This window comes from Kutzneria chonburiensis, from assembly GCF_028622115.1.
Taxonomy (GTDB): Bacteria; Actinomycetota; Actinomycetes; order Mycobacteriales; family Pseudonocardiaceae; genus Kutzneria; species Kutzneria chonburiensis.
In genome coordinates, this window is sequence record NZ_CP097263.1 from 2,777,382 (window position 1) to 2,796,382 (window position 19,001).

17 protein-coding genes are annotated in these 19,001 nt (G+C 69.5%); 6 read left to right on the forward strand and 11 right to left on the reverse strand.

The features are described 5' to 3' along the window. Positions 1 to 9 precede the first annotated feature (9 nt). Positions 10 to 447 (reverse strand): MarR family winged helix-turn-helix transcriptional regulator, encoded by a 438-nt coding sequence (locus M3Q35_RS12775; protein ID WP_273941934.1) that lies wholly within the window; start codon positions 445 to 447, stop codon positions 10 to 12. Positions 448 to 535: 88 nt separating this feature from the next. Here M3Q35_RS12775 and M3Q35_RS12780 point away from each other — a divergent pair, with 88 nt between their 5' ends. Next, positions 536 to 1,450, forward strand: coding sequence for an NAD-dependent epimerase/dehydratase family protein (locus M3Q35_RS12780; protein ID WP_273941936.1), 915 nt, complete (start codon positions 536 to 538; stop codon positions 1,448 to 1,450). Between the two features lie 110 nt (positions 1,451 to 1,560). Here M3Q35_RS12780 and M3Q35_RS12785 read toward each other — a convergent pair whose 3' ends face one another. Together M3Q35_RS12785 and M3Q35_RS12790 are read right to left on the reverse strand one after the other, a co-directional pair. After that, a complete protein-coding gene (locus M3Q35_RS12785; protein WP_273941937.1) occupies positions 1,561 to 2,469 on the reverse strand; it encodes a hypothetical protein in 909 nt (302 codons plus the stop codon). 39 nt (positions 2,470 to 2,508) lie between these two features. Next, the gene (locus M3Q35_RS12790; RefSeq protein WP_273941938.1) at positions 2,509 to 3,360 is read right to left on the reverse strand and encodes a hypothetical protein; all 852 of its coding nucleotides are present in this window, start codon (positions 3,358 to 3,360) and stop codon (positions 2,509 to 2,511) included. A gap of 124 nt (positions 3,361 to 3,484) precedes the next feature. Between M3Q35_RS12790 and M3Q35_RS12795 the strand changes: the two genes are divergently transcribed. After that, the gene (locus M3Q35_RS12795; protein WP_273941939.1) at positions 3,485 to 3,940 is read left to right on the forward strand and encodes a DUF5709 domain-containing protein; all 456 of its coding nucleotides are present in this window, start codon (positions 3,485 to 3,487) and stop codon (positions 3,938 to 3,940) included. Between the two features lie 88 nt (positions 3,941 to 4,028). Further along, on the forward strand, positions 4,029 to 5,699 hold the full coding sequence (locus M3Q35_RS12800) for an ABC transporter family substrate-binding protein (protein WP_273941940.1): 1,671 nt from the start codon (positions 4,029 to 4,031) through the stop codon (positions 5,697 to 5,699). Here the strand turns inward: M3Q35_RS12800 and M3Q35_RS12805 are convergent. The 7 genes from M3Q35_RS12805 to M3Q35_RS12835 form a co-directional block, all read right to left on the reverse strand. After that, positions 5,696 to 6,298, reverse strand: a complete 603-nt coding sequence (locus M3Q35_RS12805; RefSeq protein WP_273941941.1) for a DsbA family protein — start codon at positions 6,296 to 6,298, stop codon at positions 5,696 to 5,698. The two genes, M3Q35_RS12800 and M3Q35_RS12805, sit on opposite strands and share 4 nt — an antisense overlap. 50 nt (positions 6,299 to 6,348) lie before the next feature. Continuing rightward, positions 6,349 to 7,254, reverse strand: a complete 906-nt coding sequence (locus tag M3Q35_RS12810; protein WP_273941942.1) for an FG-GAP repeat domain-containing protein — start codon at positions 7,252 to 7,254, stop codon at positions 6,349 to 6,351. Between the two features lie 66 nt (positions 7,255 to 7,320). Continuing rightward, complete coding sequence (locus M3Q35_RS12815) at positions 7,321 to 8,091, reverse strand: ABC transporter ATP-binding protein (protein ID WP_273941943.1); 771 nt, start codon at positions 8,089 to 8,091, stop codon at positions 7,321 to 7,323. After that, complete coding sequence (locus M3Q35_RS12820; protein ID WP_273941944.1) at positions 8,075 to 8,896, reverse strand: ABC transporter permease; 822 nt, start codon at positions 8,894 to 8,896, stop codon at positions 8,075 to 8,077. The genes M3Q35_RS12815 and M3Q35_RS12820 overlap by 17 nt, the downstream gene beginning before the upstream one ends. Further along, the gene (locus tag M3Q35_RS12825; protein WP_273941945.1) at positions 8,893 to 9,633 is read right to left on the reverse strand and encodes an ABC transporter permease; all 741 of its coding nucleotides are present in this window, start codon (positions 9,631 to 9,633) and stop codon (positions 8,893 to 8,895) included. The genes M3Q35_RS12820 and M3Q35_RS12825 overlap by 4 nt, the downstream gene beginning before the upstream one ends. A gap of 69 nt (positions 9,634 to 9,702) precedes the next feature. Next, on the reverse strand, positions 9,703 to 10,746 hold the full coding sequence (locus tag M3Q35_RS12830; protein ID WP_273941946.1) for an ABC transporter substrate-binding protein: 1,044 nt from the start codon (positions 10,744 to 10,746) through the stop codon (positions 9,703 to 9,705). A 177-nt stretch (positions 10,747 to 10,923) separates the two neighbouring features. Then, positions 10,924 to 11,217, reverse strand: coding sequence for a hypothetical protein (locus M3Q35_RS12835; protein ID WP_273941947.1), 294 nt, complete (start codon positions 11,215 to 11,217; stop codon positions 10,924 to 10,926). A gap of 253 nt (positions 11,218 to 11,470) precedes the next feature. Between M3Q35_RS12835 and M3Q35_RS12840 the strand changes: the two genes are divergently transcribed. After that, the gene (locus tag M3Q35_RS12840) at positions 11,471 to 13,996 is read left to right on the forward strand and encodes a sensor histidine kinase (RefSeq protein WP_273941948.1); all 2,526 of its coding nucleotides are present in this window, start codon (positions 11,471 to 11,473) and stop codon (positions 13,994 to 13,996) included. Between the two features lie 16 nt (positions 13,997 to 14,012). Then, positions 14,013 to 14,432 (forward strand): roadblock/LC7 domain-containing protein, encoded by a 420-nt coding sequence (locus M3Q35_RS12845; protein WP_273941949.1) that lies wholly within the window; start codon positions 14,013 to 14,015, stop codon positions 14,430 to 14,432. A 2-nt stretch (positions 14,433 to 14,434) separates the two neighbouring features. Here the strand turns inward: M3Q35_RS12845 and M3Q35_RS12850 are convergent, their stop codons facing one another. After that, positions 14,435 to 15,106 (reverse strand): YczE/YyaS/YitT family protein, encoded by a 672-nt coding sequence (locus tag M3Q35_RS12850; protein ID WP_273941950.1) that lies wholly within the window; start codon positions 15,104 to 15,106, stop codon positions 14,435 to 14,437. Positions 15,107 to 15,875: 769 nt separating this feature from the next. Between M3Q35_RS12850 and ileS the strand changes: the two genes are divergently transcribed. Then, a complete protein-coding gene (gene ileS / locus M3Q35_RS12855; RefSeq protein ID WP_273941952.1) occupies positions 15,876 to 18,953 on the forward strand; it encodes an isoleucine--tRNA ligase in 3,078 nt (1,025 codons plus the stop codon). Positions 18,954 to 19,001: the final 48 nt, after the last annotated feature.

A 19,001-nucleotide genomic window follows, 5' to 3' on the forward strand; every position in this document is an offset into this window, starting at 1 on the left:
CTAAACGTCCTACCCCTGCGACCTCGAGGCCCGCACGATCGTCTCCAGCGCCGCACGGAGCTGATCACCGGCGGCCACGGCCACCGGCTCCAGGAACTCCTGCTCCGCCGCCAGCGCCGCGACACGGGCCTTGCGCCTGGTCTCCATGCCGTGCTCGGTCAGCTCGACCACGTTGCGGCGGCGGTCGTCGACATGCGGGTGACGCGAGACCAGGTCCTTGCGCTCCAACGAGTCCAGCAGCGCGACCATGGTGCTGCGGTCGATGCCCAGCCGCTGCGCCGCCTGCTGCTGCGAACCCAGCTCAAGCGCGGAGAGCACGTTCAGCACCGCCAACTCCTTGCCGGACAGGTCGTAGGGCAGCAGCGCCGCCTCGGTCAGCTCGGAGATCCGCTGGTTGGCGTGCTTGAGCAGGTACGCGAGCCGGGGGCTCGCCTGGTCGCTGGACACCCGGATGATCCTATCGCTACGCTGATTGTCAGCTCTACTGATGATTTTAGAACCTGATGGTCAGCACAGAAAACCGTGAGGAGCCCTGATGATCCTGGTGACCGGCGGACTCGGCTTCATCGGCACCCACACCGCCCGCGCCCTGCTCGACCTGGGCCAACCCTGCGTGCTCGCGCAGCGCCGGCCGGTCGAACAGCCACCCGTGCCGGCGGAAGTCGCGCGGGTCGACATCAACGACCTCGACTCGTTACGAGCGGTCGGCGACCGCCACAAGATCACCGGCATCGTGCACCTCGCCGGGTCGATGCCCTGGCCGGTCACCGACGAACAGCCGGTCGAGGCCGCCCGTCGGGCCGTCGGCAGCCTGTTCAACGTGCTCCGGGTGGCGGCCGACTGGGGCGTCGACCGGGTCGGCATCGCCAGCACCATCGGCGTGTACGGCGGCGTCACCGCGGACCCGTTCACCGAGGACCTGCCGCTGCCGATGACCTCAGGCCACGTCATCCCGGCGTTCAAGAAGATCGGCGAGCTGCTGTCCGGCCATCTCGCCGACGCGGCCGGCCTCGACATCGTGACGTATCGCATCGGCGCCGTCTGGGGTCCCCGCGGCCGCCCCGTCGACCCCTTCTCCGCCGCGTCGCAGCTCGTGCACGCCGCCGCCCGTAGCACCGTTCCCGACACCAAGGCGCGGGCCGGCGACGCCTTGGACCTCTGCTACGCCCCGGACTGCGGCCGAGCCATCGCCCTGCTCCAGACCGCCGAGCGACTCAACCACCGCACGTACAACGTCGCCTCGGGCCGCGCCACCACCAACGCCGAGATCACCGCCGCCATCCGCAAGGTCGCCCCCGACGCCGCGGTCGATCTCCCCGCCGGTGGCATCGCCTACCCGCGGCTCGACATCACCCGCGTCCACCAGGACACCGGCTACCTCCCCGAATACGACACCGAGCGCGCCGTCGCCGACTACCTCTCCTGGCTGCGCGCCGGCAATCCGCGCTGATCGGTGCGAACCAACTCCCAGCACCACCCCACCCACCGCCACCCTTCCCGGCACATGCGGTCCGGATGTGCCGCTGGGAGGCAACAACGACGCGCATGTGACATTTCGGGTCAGGCGTGGCAGGCCCAGGTCGTGGCGACACCGGCCGATGAGCCGAGCACGGTGCCGTCGTCGGCCACCGAGCCGAGATCCGTGCCGGACCCGAGCTGGTGCACGGAGCCGTCGGCGGTGACGACCGCGGCCTGGCCGGCGTAGGTGCCGGCCACCAGGCCGCTGCGGTTGACCGACACGGCGTCGAAGCCGGAAGGCAGCAAGCGTGGGGTGCCGGTGGCGTCCCACAGGACGGAACGGTGGTCAGCGCCGGCGGTGCCGATGATCCAGCTGCCGGCAGCGGCGGTGGTCCACGAATCCGTGGTGCCGGTCGGCAGCGTCAGCACCGTGGCGGAGCCGCCGAGGAAGGTGGCGGCGCGGGTGTGGCCGTCGGTGGTGGCCCAGTCGAGCACGAGCCGGCGGTCGTCGGTGATGCCGGAGAGAGTCCGGAACTGGTCGGCGTGGACAAGGACCTCGGTGGGCTTGCCGGTGGAGCCGTCGGTCCACACGAGGTAGCGCCGCTGCCCGGCATTGGGACCGGTGGCGAAGCCGGCGACGTCGCCGCGCTGGTTGACGCCACGAACGTCGCCGTTGGTGGCCCCGATCGGCAGCGTGTACGAGGTGAACTGCCCGTTCCTAACGGTGATCGCCTGCTGCGGCGACGAGACGGTGCCGGCAGCCCGGCCCGAACCGTCGGCGCCGCGCAGGTGGAGTTGGGTGGCGGTGCCGGGCAGGGCGGTCGACGTGAAGGTGCCGTTCTGCCAACGCAAAAGCTGGCCGTCCCCGAAACCGAGGATGTCACCGGGAGCGGCGAGCACCTGGGCGGTGCCGGAGTGCGACAACGACGTTGCGGTCCACGTGCACTCGCCGGCCGACGCCGTACCGGTGGTCAAGGTCGAAGCCAACAACGCCAACGCAAGTACCCGCATGCGGTCCCCCCACACAGTGATCTTCGGCTGCGCGGGACCTTATCGGCTCACGACCGTCCGACGAAACAGACGCGCCCGGTCGAGCCCGGCCAGCGTCGCCACCCCGGCCCCGACCAGCACGGCCCCACCGGCCGCGGCGATGACGGTGCCGGTCAACGGCCCGTTCACGGGATCACTACCGAGGAACGACTCCACCACGATCGTGCCGGCACAGACCAGGTAGCCGGCACAGCCGACAACGGTGACCCGGGTGCGGGTGGACGACGGCCAGGTGGTGAAACCGGTCAGCCAGGCCAGGATCGGCAGCACGAGAATGCCCTGCATGGCGGCGGCATGGGCCGGCACCAGCACCACCGCGGCGTTGTACGCGGCGTCGAGGGAGACGCGAGCCTCGGGCGTGCCGATGGCGATCATCACCGCGCCGACGGCCAGCCCGACCAGCAGGCTGCCCAGGCCGATCTGGCCGGCGATGCGCTGCCCGGGCGACGCCGCCGACGGCCGGAAAGCCGCCCGGAACAGGGCCAACGTGGTCACGATGAGCACCGCGCCGCCGGCCGCCGCGCTGAACGCGAACGCGGCGTTCAACGGCGTGGTGGTGTTGAAGTGCGACGGGACCCCGCGCCACGCCTGCACGGAGATCACCACCACCTCGACCACCGAGGCCGCCGCGAACGCGCCGAGCACCGTGCGACGGGCCCGCAGGTCGATGAAGGTGCTGGTCCAGGTCACGGCGAACAACGTGAGGCCGAACGCCAGCCCGAAGTCGGCCGGCTTGCGCCAGGACACCGGGCCGTCCCACGGCCCGCCGAGCACCGCCTGCACGCCCAGATGCGCCAGGCCGCCGGCGAACAGGACGGCCGCGACGACGTAACACGCACGTTCGATCCTCATGCCGCCGACGGTAGGGCCGTGACCGGCCGGCAGACATCGCACGCAGGACGTACCTACGACCTACGCATCACGGCGTACGCGACTATTCTGGCCCGCGCCACGAGTACGACGGGAGCCGCACCACATGGACCGCGACGAGTTCGACGACGACGCGTTCGAGCAGCTCGATGCCTCGGACACCCTCGACGACGGGCCGGCCGACCCGCTGGACGAGGGCTTCTCCCCGGTGGAGAAACCGTGGGTGCTGGACGACTGGGGCACCACGCCCCGTGAGCAGCTGACCGGCCAGTCCCTCGACGACCGGCTGGCCCGCGAGCTGCCCGACTTCGGCGCCGGCGACCTCGACGACGACGGCCTCGGCGACCAGGCCGGCTCCGACGGCGAGCTCCGCGACTACGACGAGGTCGGCGACGTACGGGCCGGCCGCCTGGTCAGCGAGTCCTACATCGCGTCGGACGCGGGCAGTGCCGGCGGCAGCGAGTGGGACGCCGACCTGCTCGGCGTGGACGTCGGCATCGACGGCGCCGGCGCGTCGGCCGAGGAGGCCGCTGTCCACATCATCCGCGACGAAGACGCCTGAACACTGCCCTATCGGCCGGAAAATCGGCGGAAGTCCACAGTGGAGTCCGGATCCGTCCGCCGGTTTTCCGGTGCCGCAGAATGGATCCGTGAACCGGAGACTTCTGACGGCGCTGGTCGCGGTGGCGCTGCTGATCGCGGGTTGTGACAGCGGAGCCGGCACCGTGCAGCCGGCCGAGCAGGCGGTGGGCCACAACGACATCAACCCGCAACCGGCTGACCGGATCGAGGACGGCGGGGTCATGCAGTGGCCGGTCGACGCGGTCAACGGCAACTGGAACCCGAACAGCGTGGACGGTTCCAGCCAGACCGGACAGTGGGAGCTGACCAATGCCCTGCTGCCGTGGCTGTTCACGGTCAAGGCGGACAACTCGCTTGCCCTCGACCGTGACTACCTCACGTCGGCGTCGCTGATTTCGACGAATCCCCAGACTGTCGACTACAAGATCAACCCCAAGGCGCGCTGGTCCACCGGCCGGGCCATCGACTGGACGGACTTCCAGGCGGCCTGGCAGGCGTGCAACGGAAAGAACCCCGCCTACCAGTGCGCCAGCACCGCCGGACTGGAGAACATCGGCAGCGTCACGCGAGGCGCCGACGACCAGGACGTCAAGGTCACCTTCGACAAGCCGTTCGGCGAGTGGCAGAGCCTGTTCTCCCCACTGACGCCCAAGGAGCTCAACGCCACCGCGGACGAGTTCAACAAGGGCTGGGCCGACGCACCGAAGATCACCGCTGCCGCGTTCACGTTCGACAAGATCGACGCCACCGCCAAGACCGTGTCCGTGGTACGGGATCCGGCGTGGTGGGGAACGCCGGCGCACCTGGACCGGATCCTGTTCAAGGTGGTCGGCCGGACCGCCCTGCCGGACGCGTTCACCAGCGGCGCCATCGACTTCTACCGCATCGGCTCCAGCCTCGACCTGTACCGGCGGGCCAAGAGCACCAAGGGGCTCACCGTGCGGCAGGCCACCGAGGCGTCGTACAACCTGCTGGACTTCAACGGCGCCGAGGGCAAGCCGCTGCACGACCAGGCCGTCCGGGTCGCGGTGGAGCAGGCGGTGGACAACCAGGCCATCGCCAGGGCGTTGCTCGGCCCGATGCTGCCGGACCCGCAGCCGCTGGGCAACCACTTCTTCGCCCAGGGAACCGCGCAGTACCAGGACAATTCCGGGCCGGTGAAGTTCAACCCGGATGCGGCGAAGAAGGCACTGGACTCCTTGGGCTACAAGCAGAACGGTGACTTCCGCGCGAAGGACGGCAAGGAGTTCGACCTCACGCTGGTGGTGCCGGCCGGCATCGCGCTCAGCACCGCCATCTCCACCCTGGTGCAGTCGCAGCTCAAGGCGGTCGGCGTCAACGTGAAGATCAACGCCGTGCCGCCGGACGAGCTGTTCGCCAAGTACATCAACCCAGGCGCGTTCGACGTCATCGGCTACGGCACCACGACGCCGGCGCAGCCGCTGGCCGCCGTCAAGAGCCAGTTCTACTCCACGCCCGGCACCACCGGCCTCAACTACAGCGCCATCGGCAGCGCCGCCGTCAACAAGCTGCTCGACGACGCCTCGGCCGAACTGGACGACGGCAAGCGGACCGCCCTCATCCAGCAGGCCGACGCCGAGATCTGGCGGCAGGGCCACATCCTGCCCACGTACCAGATTCCCGGCACCTACGCCGTACGCGACACCCTGGCCAACTTCGGCGCCCCCGGTTTCGCCCAGTTCCCGCTGGACTACGCGGCCATCGGCTTCACGCGCTAGTCGAAGTTCAGGCCGCCGGTCCTGGTCCGCTTGATCTCGAAGAAGTCCGGGTAGCCGGCCAGCGCCACCGCGCCGTCGAACACCTTCAGCGCGTCCGCGCCGCGTGGGACGGAGCTGAGCACCGGACCGAAGAAGGCGACCCCGTCGATGTGGATGGTCGGCGTGCCGACGTCCATGCCGACGGGGTCCATGCCTTCGTGGTGGCTCTTCCGCACGGCTTCGTCGAATTCCGTCGAATCAGCCGCCGCCGCCAACTCCGCCGGCGCACCCATCGCCGCCAGCGCCGCCGCGATCACCGCCCGTCGGTCCTTGTTGCCCTGGTTGTGGTAGCGCAGGCCGAATTCCGTGTAGTAGTCCCGCAGCGCCGCCTCACCCCGCTCCTGCGCCAGCGCCGCCGCCACCCGCACCGCCCACCAGCCCTGCGCCAGGTTGGCCTTGTACTGCTCCGGCAGCTCGTCGCGGCCGGTGTTGAGCACCGTCAGGCTCATGATGCGAAACCGCAGGTCCAGCTCCCGCTGCCGCTCCACCTCGAGGATCCAGCGCGAGGTGATCCACGCGAACGGGCAGATCGGGTCGAAGTAGAAGTCGACCTTGGTCATGCGGGCGCTCCCTGGGCCGGCCGGATCGGACGTGATCAAGCATGCCCGCTTCAGCGCACCAGGTCGACCAGGTCCCAGTGCTGCAGGCAGCCGCGATCACAGGTCCAGTCCAGATCCTGCTGGCCGACCACCGTGCCCCGGCCGTTGGTCAGCCAGGTCGACAGCACCCCGGAATCCGGCTCGTACCAGAGCACGTCCTGGTGTCCGTCGCCGTTGAGGTCGGCAACGCCGCGCGGACCCCAGCCCCGGCAGTCGGAACCGCAGCGCCAGTCGAGATTCTGCACCCCGATCACGTGTCCGGCCCCGTTCAGCAGCCAGCTCTCGACCTCGCCCGTGGACGTGTGCCAGAACACCAGATCCGGGTGCCCGTCGTCGTTCATGTCGCCGACGCCGATCGAGTCGTGGCTGTTCCGGCACCCGTCCGAGCCACACCCGCGGTCGAGATCCTGCTTGCCCAGCACCGTTCCCTGGCCGTTGAGCAACCACGCCGACAGCACGCCGGTGGTGTGGTTCCACCACATGATGTCCACGTGCCCGTCACCGTTGAAGTCGGCGAAGCCGAACGGAGTCCAGTCCCAGGCGCAGTTGGACGCGTTGTCGCAGCGCCAGTCCACGGACTGGAAGCCGGTCACCGTGCCGTTGCCGTCGGTCAGCCAGGCGGACAGCTCCCCCGTCGGCTGGTTCCACCACAGCAGGTCCGGCTTGCCGTCGCCGTTGAAGTCGGCGGTGCCGAGCGGCCGCCAGGTCTGCCAGCAGTCCGCCCCACAGGTCAGGTTCAGCGCCTGCTTGCCGAGCACGGTGCCACTGCCGTTGAGCTGCCAGGTCGACAGCTCGCCGCTCTCGTGGCTGAACCACATCAGGCCCTTGGCCGGGCCGGCGGCGTGGGCAGTGCCGGTGATCGACAGCGCGGCCAGCACCGCGACCGCCAGCGCGGAGACGATTCGTCGGATTTTCACGCCGTGCAGTGTCGGGGCGGCATGATCCCGGTGGACAGGGGACGGATTCCCGGGTGACCCGGGAAATCAGGTGGTCACGGGGATGGGCAGGCCGCGCAGCAGGCGGGCGACCTCGGAGCGGAGCTCGACGAACGTCTCGCAGCCGCGGGTGGTGATCTGGTCGCGGGTACGGGGCAGGTCGACCGGGAGGTCGGCCAGCACGCGGGCCGGTGAGCCGGAGAGCACGAGCACGCGGTCGCCGAGGTAGACGCTCTCGTCGATGTCGTGGGTGACGAGCAGCATGGTGGTGCCCTGCTCGGCGTGCACCCGAAGCAACAGATCCTCCAGCTCGAACCGGGTCTGGGCGTCCACGGAGGCGAAGGGCTCGTCGAGCAGCAGCAGCGACGGCTGGTAGGCCAAAGCCCGCGCGAGGGCAACGCGTTGCTGCATACCGCCGGAGAGCTGTTGCGGATGCTTGTGCGCGGCACCGGCCAGCCCGACCTGGGCCAGGGCGAACCGGGCCCGGTCCTGACGAACCTTCCGGCGCATACGTCCCCGCAGCGGAAACTCCACATTGGACTGGACGGTCAACCATGGGAACAGCGAGCGGCTGTAGTCCTGGAACACCACGGCGAGGTCGTCGGGCACGCCGCGAACCGGGGAACCGTGCAGCAGCACCGATCCGCCGGTCGGCGCGAGCAGGCCGGCGATGGCGCGCAGCAGCGTTGACTTGCCGCAGCCGGACGGCCCGACGATGCAGGCCAGCTCGCCGGTGTCCACGGTGAACGACAGCTCGGCGATCGCGGCATGATCGCCGTAGACATGGCTCAGCCGAGCCAACTCAAGCATGGTCGACAAGGTGTCCTCCTGCTCGGGCCGGCGGGCGGCGCCCGCCCGCGACGGGATGCCAGCCCAACGCACGCCGCTCCACCGCGAGCAGCAGCGTGTTGAGGGTGTAGCCGAGCACGCCGATCAGCACGACCACGGCCCACATCTGGGCGAAGTCGAACTGGTCCTGCGCGTCGCGGAGCTCGCCGCCGAGTCCGCCGTTGGCGGCGAACAGCTCGGCGACCACCATCAGCGTCACCGACTGCGACAGGCTCACCCGCAGCCCCGCGAAGATCTTCGGCAGCGCCGCCGGCAGCACGATGCCGAGCAGCCGCCGCACCACCGGCACGCGGAACGCCCTCGCCGTGTCCAGTTGCACACGGTCGACCGTCCGCACACCGTCCACTGTGTTCAGCAGCACCGCCCACACCGCGCCGAAGAGGATCACGGCGAGCACCATCTGCGTGCCAAGACGGCACAGCAGCACGAAAACCGGCACCAGCGCCGGCAGCGGCAGCGAACGGAGGAAGGCGAACACCGGCCCGGTGTACTCCAGCAACCTTCGGGACAGACCAAGCGCCGTGCCCACCACGACCCCCGCCACCACCGCCGACAACCAACCACCCACCAGCCGTCCAATGCTGGGCAGCAGCGCATCAACGGCATCCGAGCTCAGGAACAGCGTCGCCGCCGTCCCGGACAACCACATCTGCCGCCCCGCGTCCAGGATCTCCAGCGGCGTAGGGAAATACGGGTGATCGGCAATCGTGGTGAGCACCTGCCAGCACACCACCACCGCGAGGAAGACGCCCCAGCGCACCAGGAATCGGCTCATGCCTGCCACCCGAACCAGCGCCGGTGCACCCGTTCCAGGCCCGCGTTGATCACGTAGCCCAGTACCCCAGCCACCACGACTCCGGCCAGCACGCGGTCCATCCGGGTCGCCCCACTCGCCGCGTCGGCGATCAGCTTGCCAATGCCGCCACTGGCCCCCGTCAGCATCTCCGCCGAGATCACCACCGCCAAGCCGATGGCCGCCGACAGCCTCACACCCGTCAGCACAAACGGCGCGACACTCGGCAGCGCAACCCGAGTCAGCACCCTGAGTCGCCCCGCCCCGAACACCCTGGCAGTGTCCACTTGCAACGGTTCGATCTCGTTGAAGGCGTAGATGGTGTTGAACAGAATCGGCCACAGCCCGGCAAACACCGCCAGCGCGATCTTCGTCGTCGGGCCACCGCCGACCGACACCACCAGCAGCGGCACCAGCGCCACCGCCGGAATCGGCCGCAGGAACTCCACCACCGTCGCGCTGGCCACCTTCAGCCACGGCACTCCCGCCAGCGCCAGTCCCGCCGGCACCGCGATCCCCACCGCCAGGCCCAGCGCGATCGCCCAGGACAGCATCGTCGCCACCACCGCCAGCAGAAACCCCGGATCTGCCAGCATCACCACCAGTTGCGGGAACACGATGGACGGCGGCGGCAGGTAGTCAGCCGGCACCATCCCCGCCCGCACCACGGTTTCCCACAGCAGCAACAGAAAGGCCACACCGACCAGGCCGCGCAGCACGGCACGGCCTCCCGCCGCCGGCACCCGCACCACCACCTCTCGCTCTCGTGACCTCGACGGGCCGGCCCCTCAGCCCAGCTGCGGCAGGATCATCGGCTTCATGTCGAACTTCTGGCCGATCAGCCCGAACTGCTGCATCAGGTCGGGCACCCGCTGCAACCGGGTCGGGTCGGCCGAGATCGGGTAGGACGGCAGGTGGATCACCGGCGCGATGTCCGGCTGCACGTTGGCGTTGTCCACCATGGTCTGCTTGACCTCGGTGTCGCCCTGCTGAGTCGCCGCCTCGGTCTGGGCCTTGCGGATCGCCCGCTGGAACGCGGCGACGGTCTTGGGCAGCTGCTTGGTGGTCTGCTCGGTGGCCATGTAGCCGCTGAGCGGAATCCCGTCCAGCGCACCGGTCAGCGGCTGGAACACGGTGGTCACGCCGGCCTGCGCCTGCGCGATGGTGACGTACGGCTCGGCGAAGAAGGCGGCGTCGATCTCGCCGCTCTCCAGCTTGGGCAGCATGTCGGCAAAGCCGATCTGCTTCCAGTCCACTGTGGACCAGTCCACTTTGGCCGCACGCAGGCCGGCCATCACGGCCAGGTCGGCCATGGTGCCACGGGCGGTGACGGCGATCTTCTTGCCCTTCAGGTCTTCCGCCCGGGTCAGTGAGGATCCCTTCTTCACCACGACCGCGGTGGTGTCGGGCTTGGCCGCGGAGGCGTCGGCCACCACCCGGAGGTTCTGCTTGCCGTTGGTCTTCAGCTGCGCCTGCACCAGCACCGGGTAGGTGGCGAAGCCGAAGTCGGCGTCCCCGCCGAACACGCTGCTGATCACGCCCGGGCCGTTGGGCTTGTTGACCAGCGTGACGTCGAGGCCTTCGGCGGCGAAGTAGCCGTTCTTCTTGGCCAGCCACAGCGGGCCGACGTCGGTGCACGGGATCAGCGAGACGTTGATCTTGGTTTTCTCCAGCGTCCGGTCGCCGGCGGCCTGGACGTTCGGGTCGGCCGGGCCGCCGAGCAGGCTGCATCCGGAGTCCACCGCGGCCACCGCGGCCGCCGCCGTCACCGACAGGAACAGCCGCCGCGACCAGGCCCTGCCCGCCGTCGGACCGGCGTGTGGATCAGTCATGTCGATCTTTCTCCTGACCCTCGGGTTCGATTTTCACAATTGACGTGACGCGGATCACGGCCACGACGGACGAGACTCTAGCGACATCCGCAATACCGTCATCCGGACGGCACACACGTCCACGAAGCGGAAATCCGGCCGTCAAAGGCCGGCGCCGACCCCATTTCGACGCACGGTTTACGCCGAAGCGCGCATGCGGCCTTCCAGTAGCTGGATCGCCCTAGCAGACACCATCGCGTCCATGCGGGTGAATTCGCCAGAAATGATCAAGACGAGAACCGGCTGCACGAGCGTTCGAAAACAGCCGCCATGATGGCGAAACGGGCTTCTGGTTGCTTCAACAACCTTTGACAGGTCCGGCGTCCATTGGTGGGACGTCACCCCGACGCGCGTCACAGGCAGGTCCTCAGCTGTGTTAAGAAGCTCCGGTGCAATTGCATCCGGCCGGTCCGAAACGTTTCGGGTGCGCATGCGTTCAATCGTCAACTGTCGACAAAAGGGCCGCTGCATCCACCCTCGAACTCCGATTCGCCTGACGGGTCCTTGTTCGGATGACCAGGGGAGCGTGTGAGGAAGTGTCCGAACGTCGGGTCTCCCACGACGAGTCGAGCGACCACCACCGCCAGCCCCGTCGGCCCACGACGGGACGACGACCGGGCCCCGGGGCTCGGCCGGCGGCCGGTGGCGGCTGCGCAACTGGCGGCTGCGGACCAAGGTCGGCGCGGTGCTGCTGGTGCCGACGGTGGCCGCCCTGCTGCTGGGCGGCCTGCGGGTGCAGTCCGAGATCGACAACGCCAACAACTTCCACCGCACGGTCGCCCAGGTCGACGTGGCCCGGCAGATCACCGAGGTGGTGCACCAGCTCCAGAAGGAGCGGGTGCTGATGGTCACCGGCGCGGCCGCGACCAGCTCAGCCGCCGGAAGTCCCCTGGCCACCCAGCTGGACCGGACCAACGGCGCGATCGCCGAGCTCCGCACGGCGGTGGCCAAGCTGAACCTGCCCGACGCCGGCGCCATGGACCGGTACAACCGCGCCGTCGACGGCCTGTCCACGTTGACCACGCTGCGCGTGCTGGCCCAGCGCGGCGTCTACCCGGACAACGCGCTGTTCATCGAGTACACCTCCGTGATCGACACGTTGGTGCAGGTCGGGCGGGAGGTCACGGCCGCGGCCGGCACCCAGGAGCTGTCCCGCGCCAGCACCGCCGCCCAGACCCTGAACTCGGCCAAGGAGCAGATCGCCCAGCTCGACGCGCTGCTGCAGATCGCCGCCGCGCACAACTCGTTCCAGTCCTCGCTCAACCAGGACCGGGCCCGTTCTTCGAACGCCGCGTTCACCGCGTCGGTCACTGACTTCACCGCCGTCGCGACCAGCCAGGAACGGCAGTCGTTCAGCGACGGCTACAGCGGCGCCGACGTCGACTCCGACCACCTGATCGAGCAGTCCGCGCTGCTCACGCCCAGCCCGACCGCCCCGCTCAACATCGACATCGGCTCGTTCACCGCCGCCAGCACCAGCGCCAACGACAAGTTCCACCAGGTCGAGCTGGGCCTGATCGGGCAGCTGCGGGCGCAGGCGTCGGGGCTGGCCGGTGACGCGGCCGCCGCGGCCGGCCGGGACATCGCCGCCCTGCTCGGCACATTGATGATCGCGCTCGGGCTGATGCTGGTGATGGCGTGGTCGCTGCTCACGCCGCTGCGCCGGCTGCGGCTGGAGGCGCTGGACATCGCCAACGTCCGCCTCCCGCAGACGCTGCGCCGCATCCTCGCAGACCCCGAGCCGATGGAGGCGGCCAAGAACGCCGTCGACCCGGTGTCGGTGTTCAGCCGCGAGGAGATCGGGCAGCTGGCCCGGTCCTTCGACCTGGTGCACGACCAGGCCGTGCGGATGGCCGTCGACCAGGCGGTGCTGCGCGACAACGTGAACGCGATCTTCGTCAACCTGTCCCGGCGCAGCCAGGCGCTGGTCGAGCGGCAGCTGTCCGAGCTGGACCGGCTGGAGCAGAACGAGCAGGACCCGGACCAGCTGGCCCGGTTCTTCGTGCTGGACCACCTGGCCACCCGGATGCGCCGCAACAGCGAGAACCTGATCATCCTGTCCGGCACCGGGCTGACCAAGGCCCTGGTCCGGCCGCTGCCGCTGGCCGAGCTGGTCGGCGCGGCGATCTCCGAGGTCGAGCACTACGCCCGGGTCAAGGCCAACGGCCTGCCGACCGCGCTGGTGCACGGCCGCGCGGTCAAGGACCTGATCCACCTCATCGCCGAGCTGCTGGACAACGCCACCACGTACTCCGAGGCGTCGACCACCGTGACCATCGCGGCCCGGCAGCTGCGCGGCGGGCAGCTGGCCATGCAGATCTCCGACTCCGGCATGGGCATGACCACCGACGAGCTGGACGCGGCCAACCACAAGCTGGCCGACCCGCCCGACTTCGACGTCACGGTGGCCCGGCGGATGGGCCTGTACGTGGTCGGGCGGCTGGCCCAGCGGCACAACATCAAGGTCCGGCTGCGCAGCGGCGACTTCATCGAGGGCGGCACCAAGGCCGTCATCACGGTGCCGGCCGACCTGCTCGCCCCGCCCCGTGAGGAGACCGACCAGCCCGACACCGCGCTGCCGGTGCGCCGGCCGGCCCGGCTCGAGGAGACCCAGCCCGACCTGGCCGCTCACGTGCCGATCCCGCAGCAGAACGGCAGCCTGTTCCGGCCGCCGGCCGAGGCCGAGCCGGAGCCCGTCCCGGTCAAGGAGCCCGAGCCCGAGCCGACCACGCGCCTGCCCATCTACGAGGAAGTCCTGTCCCGCTGGTTCCAGCCGACCGAGATGCCGGTCGAGCTGGACGAGTGGCCGGTCGACGAGCCCGACGCCCCGCCCCTGCCCGCCCTGCCGGCCGCCACGGCCGAGCCCGTCGTCGAGCCGCCGGTCAACCGGCACGAAGCGCCGGTCCGGAGCTGGATCTCGCCGGCCGACGAGGGTTGGCTGACCGTGCGGACCAAGCTCAGCGGACCGGCGTCCGACCAGGTCACGGCGGTCGGCCTGCCCAAGCGCGTGCCGAACAAGCACCTCGTGCCCGGCTCGGCGGCCCCCCGCACGGCGATCCCCGACGTGCAGGAGACGCGGCCGCCGCAGTTCCCGGAGCGCAGCCCGGAGACGACGCGCAGCCGGCTGTCCGGCTTCCAGCGCGGTCTCGGGCGGGCTCGCCGGCACGCACTGGACAGCCCGGACGACGACCTGGCCGAGACCCGTGGCTGAGAGTGGAGAGGACCCGATGACCAACCAGGAACCCGGCGACTTCGCGTGGTTCATCACCGACTTCGTGCGCCGCGTGGCCGAGGTGGCGCATGCCGTCGTGGTGTCGGCCGACGGGCTGATGCTCGCTGGTTCGCACGCGTTGCCCTCGGACCGGGCTGAGCAGGTGTCCAGCGTGGCCAGCGGCCTGGTCAGCCTGGCCAAGGGCGCGGCCCGGTGCTTCGACTACGGCGAGGTGGTGCAGACCATTGTCGAGATGCGGCAGGGCTACCTGTTCCTGATGTCGATCAGCGACGGGTCCTGCCTTGCCGTGCTGGCCGCGCCGAACTGCCAGATGGACGTCGTCGCGTACGAGATGTCCATGCTGGTCGAGCGCATGGCCAGCCGCCTGACCCCCGAGCTGCGGGCCCAGCTGATCGCCGCGGCGGCCCAGGTGTGAGGTCATGAGGGCTGGGCCTGCGGTGTGGCCTGGACCGGCGTCGTTTCCCGTTTCGCCCGCTGCTTGAGCAGCACGCCGATCAGCGGGCCAAGGGTCAGCGCGATGGCCAGCGTGCCCGGGCCGACGGTGCCGGCGCGGATGGCCTGCATCGGGTCGGCCAGGATCAGACCGAGGATGAGGACGGTCAGCTCGAGGCCCGTGCGGACCGCACGCACGCTCCACCCCCAGCGAGCGCACGCGCCGGTCATCAGGCCGTCCCGCGCGCCGGGGCCGAGGCCGGCCAGGATCACCAGGGCGGTGCCGGCGGAGAAGACGACGATGCCCCCGGCCAGCAGCGCCGTGCGCGCTATGAGGGCGTCGGGCGGCGGCACGATCGCGAGCACCGCGTCGCACGACACGCCCGGCAGGATCGTCGTGGCCACCGTACCCAGGCCCGGCCGTTGACGCAGCGGCCACCAGAACAGCAGCACCAGCAGCGCCACGCCGATGATCACCGTTCCCGGCGAAACCCCCAGCATCTTGGCCAGCGCCAGGTGCAGCACGTCCCATGGCTGCGCCCCGAGGTGCGCCCTGATCATCAGCGCCAGTCCCGCCCCCATCGCCGATGCCCCGACGATCACCCGGAACAATCGCCAGGCCAGTTTCACCAGCTGAGGCCGCGCCTTTGTGATCACCACGTTTTCCCGCGGCCGTCGCGGCGCCGCCAGGCATTGCGCCTTGTGCACGGGACGCGGTCGACTCGCCATTCCCCGGTCTGCCGGCGGCCGGAGTCCGAGGCAGGTTCTGGTGGGCACTTGCGTGCCGTCCGGTGGCACCCGGATGGACGGTTCGCCCGTTGTGATCGGATCGTTGTCCGCATCGTGTATTCGGCGAATTTCCTCCACCGGAACCGACCTCCTCATACCCCCGGGAACGCGTTCAGTTTCGACGAACACCCCCGGTTCGGAAATAGCCAGAAAAGGTGAATGCGGTAGCGCCACACGTTCGAATTACCGCATGATGATGCAGGTGCACGTGCACGCGAGCATTTCCCCAGTCCACGAACGGTGCTTGTGATCACTCGAACGGAGTCGGACGGAGACGTCCGACCGTCGGACAGGTTACGGAATGGGTAATTGCCACCCCACCATGAAAGCGCTCCATGCAATCCCATGACGCAATCGCGCCATTAAATTCCGGCAACTCACGCCCACTGTCCCGCCGCCTCGCCGGCGCCAGAACCCCTGGGCCCAGCCGCGCCCGATCGTGTGACAGCCCTCCAACGACCACCGGCCCCGAGGTCGCCGGACAACGTCCACGCGCACCTCCGACGGAAGCTCACCCCGCTGGCGGTACTCCTTGTCCTACCGGCTCAGCGCCGCCACGGCGCGTCACCGGCCTCTTCGGCCGGTGCTCCGGCGCCAGCGGAGGAAACCCGGTTTGACCGGCCGATAGATTGACACGGTGAGTGAACGCGCCTTCCGTCCGCTGCCGACCGAGATCGACCTGCCCGCGGCCGAGCGGGAGATTCTGGCGCGCTGGCGGGCCACGGAGGTGTTCCGGCGGTCGCTCGAGCAGACCAAGGACGGCCCGAGCTGGGGGTTCTTCGAGGGACCGCCGACCGCGAACGGGAAGCCGGGGACCCATCACGTCGAGGCGCGGGTGTTCAAGGACCTGTTCCCCCGCTTCAAAACGATGAAGGGCCACCACGTCGAACGGCGTGCGGGCTGGGACTGCCACGGGCTGCCGGTGGAGCTGGCGGTGGAGAAGGAGCTGGGCTTCACCAAGAAGCAGGACATCGAGGCCTACGGCATCGCGGAGTTCAACGCCCGCTGCCGCGAGTCGGCGCTGCGCAACGTCGCCGACTTCGCCACGATGACTGAGCGCATGGGCTACTGGGTGGACCTGGACAACGCCTATCTGACGATGGCGCCGTCCTATGTGGAAAGCGTGTGGTGGTCGCTGAAGCAGGTCTTCGACAAGGGCCTGCTGGTGGAGGACCACCGGGTGACGCCGTACTGCCCGAGGGACGAGACACCGCTGTCGGATCATGAAGTGGCGCAAGGTTATCAGGATGACATCGACCCCTCGGTGTACGTCCGGTTCCAGCTGACGAGCGGCCCCTGGCAGGGCGCGAACCTGGTGGTGTGGACGACAACGCCGTGGACGCTGCCGTCGAACACGGCGGTGGCGGTGCACCCGGAGGCGACGTACGTGCTGGCGGAGCAGGACGGCGAGCGCATCGTCATGGCGGAGCCGCTGCTCCCGGACAACGCCAAGATCCTGGAACGCCGTACCGGCAGCGAACTCGTCGGCGAAAGCTATCGGCGGCCACTGGACCTGGTGCCGCTCGGCGAGTTCGGGGACGACGCGTTCCGCGTGTTCACGGCGGACTACGTGACCATGGACAGCGGCACGGGCATCGTGCACCTGGCGCCGGCGTTCGGCGCGGAGGACATGGCGGTGGCCCGGCAGCACGGCCTGCCGATGGTCAACCCGATCGGCGTCAACGGCCACTTCCTCACCGACATCCCGCTCATCGGCGGACTGTTCTTCCGTGACGCGAACGAACCCGTGATCAACGAACTCGAAGCGCACGGCCTGCTCGTGAAGCACGAGCCGTACCCGCACAGCTACCCGCACTGCTGGCGCTGCGGCACGGCGTTGATCTACTACGCGCTGCCGTCCTGGTTCATCCGCACGACGGCGATCAAGGACCGGTTGGTCGCGGAGAACGAGGCGACGACCTGGTATCCGCAGCACATCAAGCACGGCCGGTACGGCGCGTGGCTGAACAACAACGTGGACTGGGCGTTGTCCCGCAACCGCTTCTGGGGCACTCCCCTGCCGATCTGGCGTTGCGACGACAACCACCTGACCTGCATCGGATCCCTCGCAGAACTGTCCACTTCGGCCGGTGAAGACCTGACCAACCTGGACCCCCACCGCCCGTTCGTGGACGAGATCTCCTTCCCCTGCCCGGAATGCGGCCAGCAGGCGAAGCGCGTACCGCACGTGATCGACGTCTGGTACGACTCCGGCTCAATGCCGTTCGCCCAGTGGGGTGCGCCGCACCGCAACCTCGAGCAGTTCGAGAAGTCCTATCCGGCGCAGTACATCTGCGAGGCGATCGACCAGACCCGGGGCTGGTTCTACTCGATGATGACGGTCGGCACGCTGGTGTTCGACAGGTCCTCGTACGAGACGGTGTTGTGCCTTGGCCTGATCCTGGACGCCGAGGGCCGCAAGATGAGCAAGCGCCTCGGCAACATCCTCGATCCGTTCGAGCTGTTCGACAAGTACGGCGCGGACGCCGTGCGCTGGCTGATGTTGGCCGGCGGCTCTCCATGGGTTGACCGCCGCGTCGGCGACGATGTGCTGAGCGAGATCGTCCGCAAGGTCCTGCTGACGTACTGGAACGCGGCCTCGTTCCTGTTGCGCTACGCCGATCTCGCCGACTGGCGCCCCGGCGACAATCCGGAACGGCATGTCATGGACCGCTGGCTGCTGGCCGAGCTGCACGGCGTCGTCAAGGACGTGGACGTCGCGCTGGAGGACTTCGACTCGGCCACGGCCGGCCGTCGGATCGCGGCGTTCATCGACGACCTGTCCAACTGGTACGTCCGCCGGTCCCGCCGCCGGTTCTGGCAGGCCGAGCCGTCCGCGCTGGCCACGTTGCACGAGGCCCTGGACGTGCTCACCCGCCTGATGGCCCCGTTCGTGCCGTTCACCACCGATTATCTGTGGCAGCACCTGCACGCCGACGCCGACTCCGTGCACCTCGCCACCTGGCCTTCGGCCGCAGACCTGCCGGCGGACGACGCCCTGGTGGCACAGATGCGACTGGTCCGGGACCTCGTGGAGCTCGGCCGTTCCACCCGGGCCGCCCACAAGATCCGCACCCGGCAGCCGCTGGCCCGAGCCATGATGCACGCTCCTGGCTTCAACGAGCTCCCCCCAGACCTGCGCGAGCAGATCGCCGACGAGCTCAACGTCCGCGCCGTGGAGCCGATGACCACCGACCTGGTCGAGGTCACGGTCAAGCCGAACTTCCGGGTGCTGGGCAAGCGGTTCGGTCCGCGCATGCAGCAGCTGGCCAAGGCCATCGCCGCCGCCGGCTCGCCAACCGACGGCACGCTCACCGTCACCCTCGACGGCGAGGCGATCACACTGTCCGGCGACGACCTGGTGCTCACCGAGCAGCCCCGCAAGGGCTGGGCGGTGACCACCGTGAACGGCGTCTCCGTGGCCCTCGACCTGGAACTCGACGAGGAGCTCACCCTCGCCGGCCTGGCCCGCGACGCCGTCCGGCTGGTGCAGGACACCCGCAAGACCGCCGGCCTCGACATCGCGGACCGGATCCGCCTGTGGTGGCGCAGCGACCGCGAGGACGTCGCCGCCGCGCTGCGCCGGCATCGCGACCTGCTGGCCGAGGAGGTGTTGGCGGTGGACGTGACGGAAGGGGAAGGAGCGGACGCTCCCGCAGAGTTCGCCGAACTGGGCCTCACCATCTGGCTGACCAGGGTCCCCAGCCCGGGCTGACGGTTCGTGACCGTGGCGGACGTCACTGGTCCGTGCCGGTATGCCGTC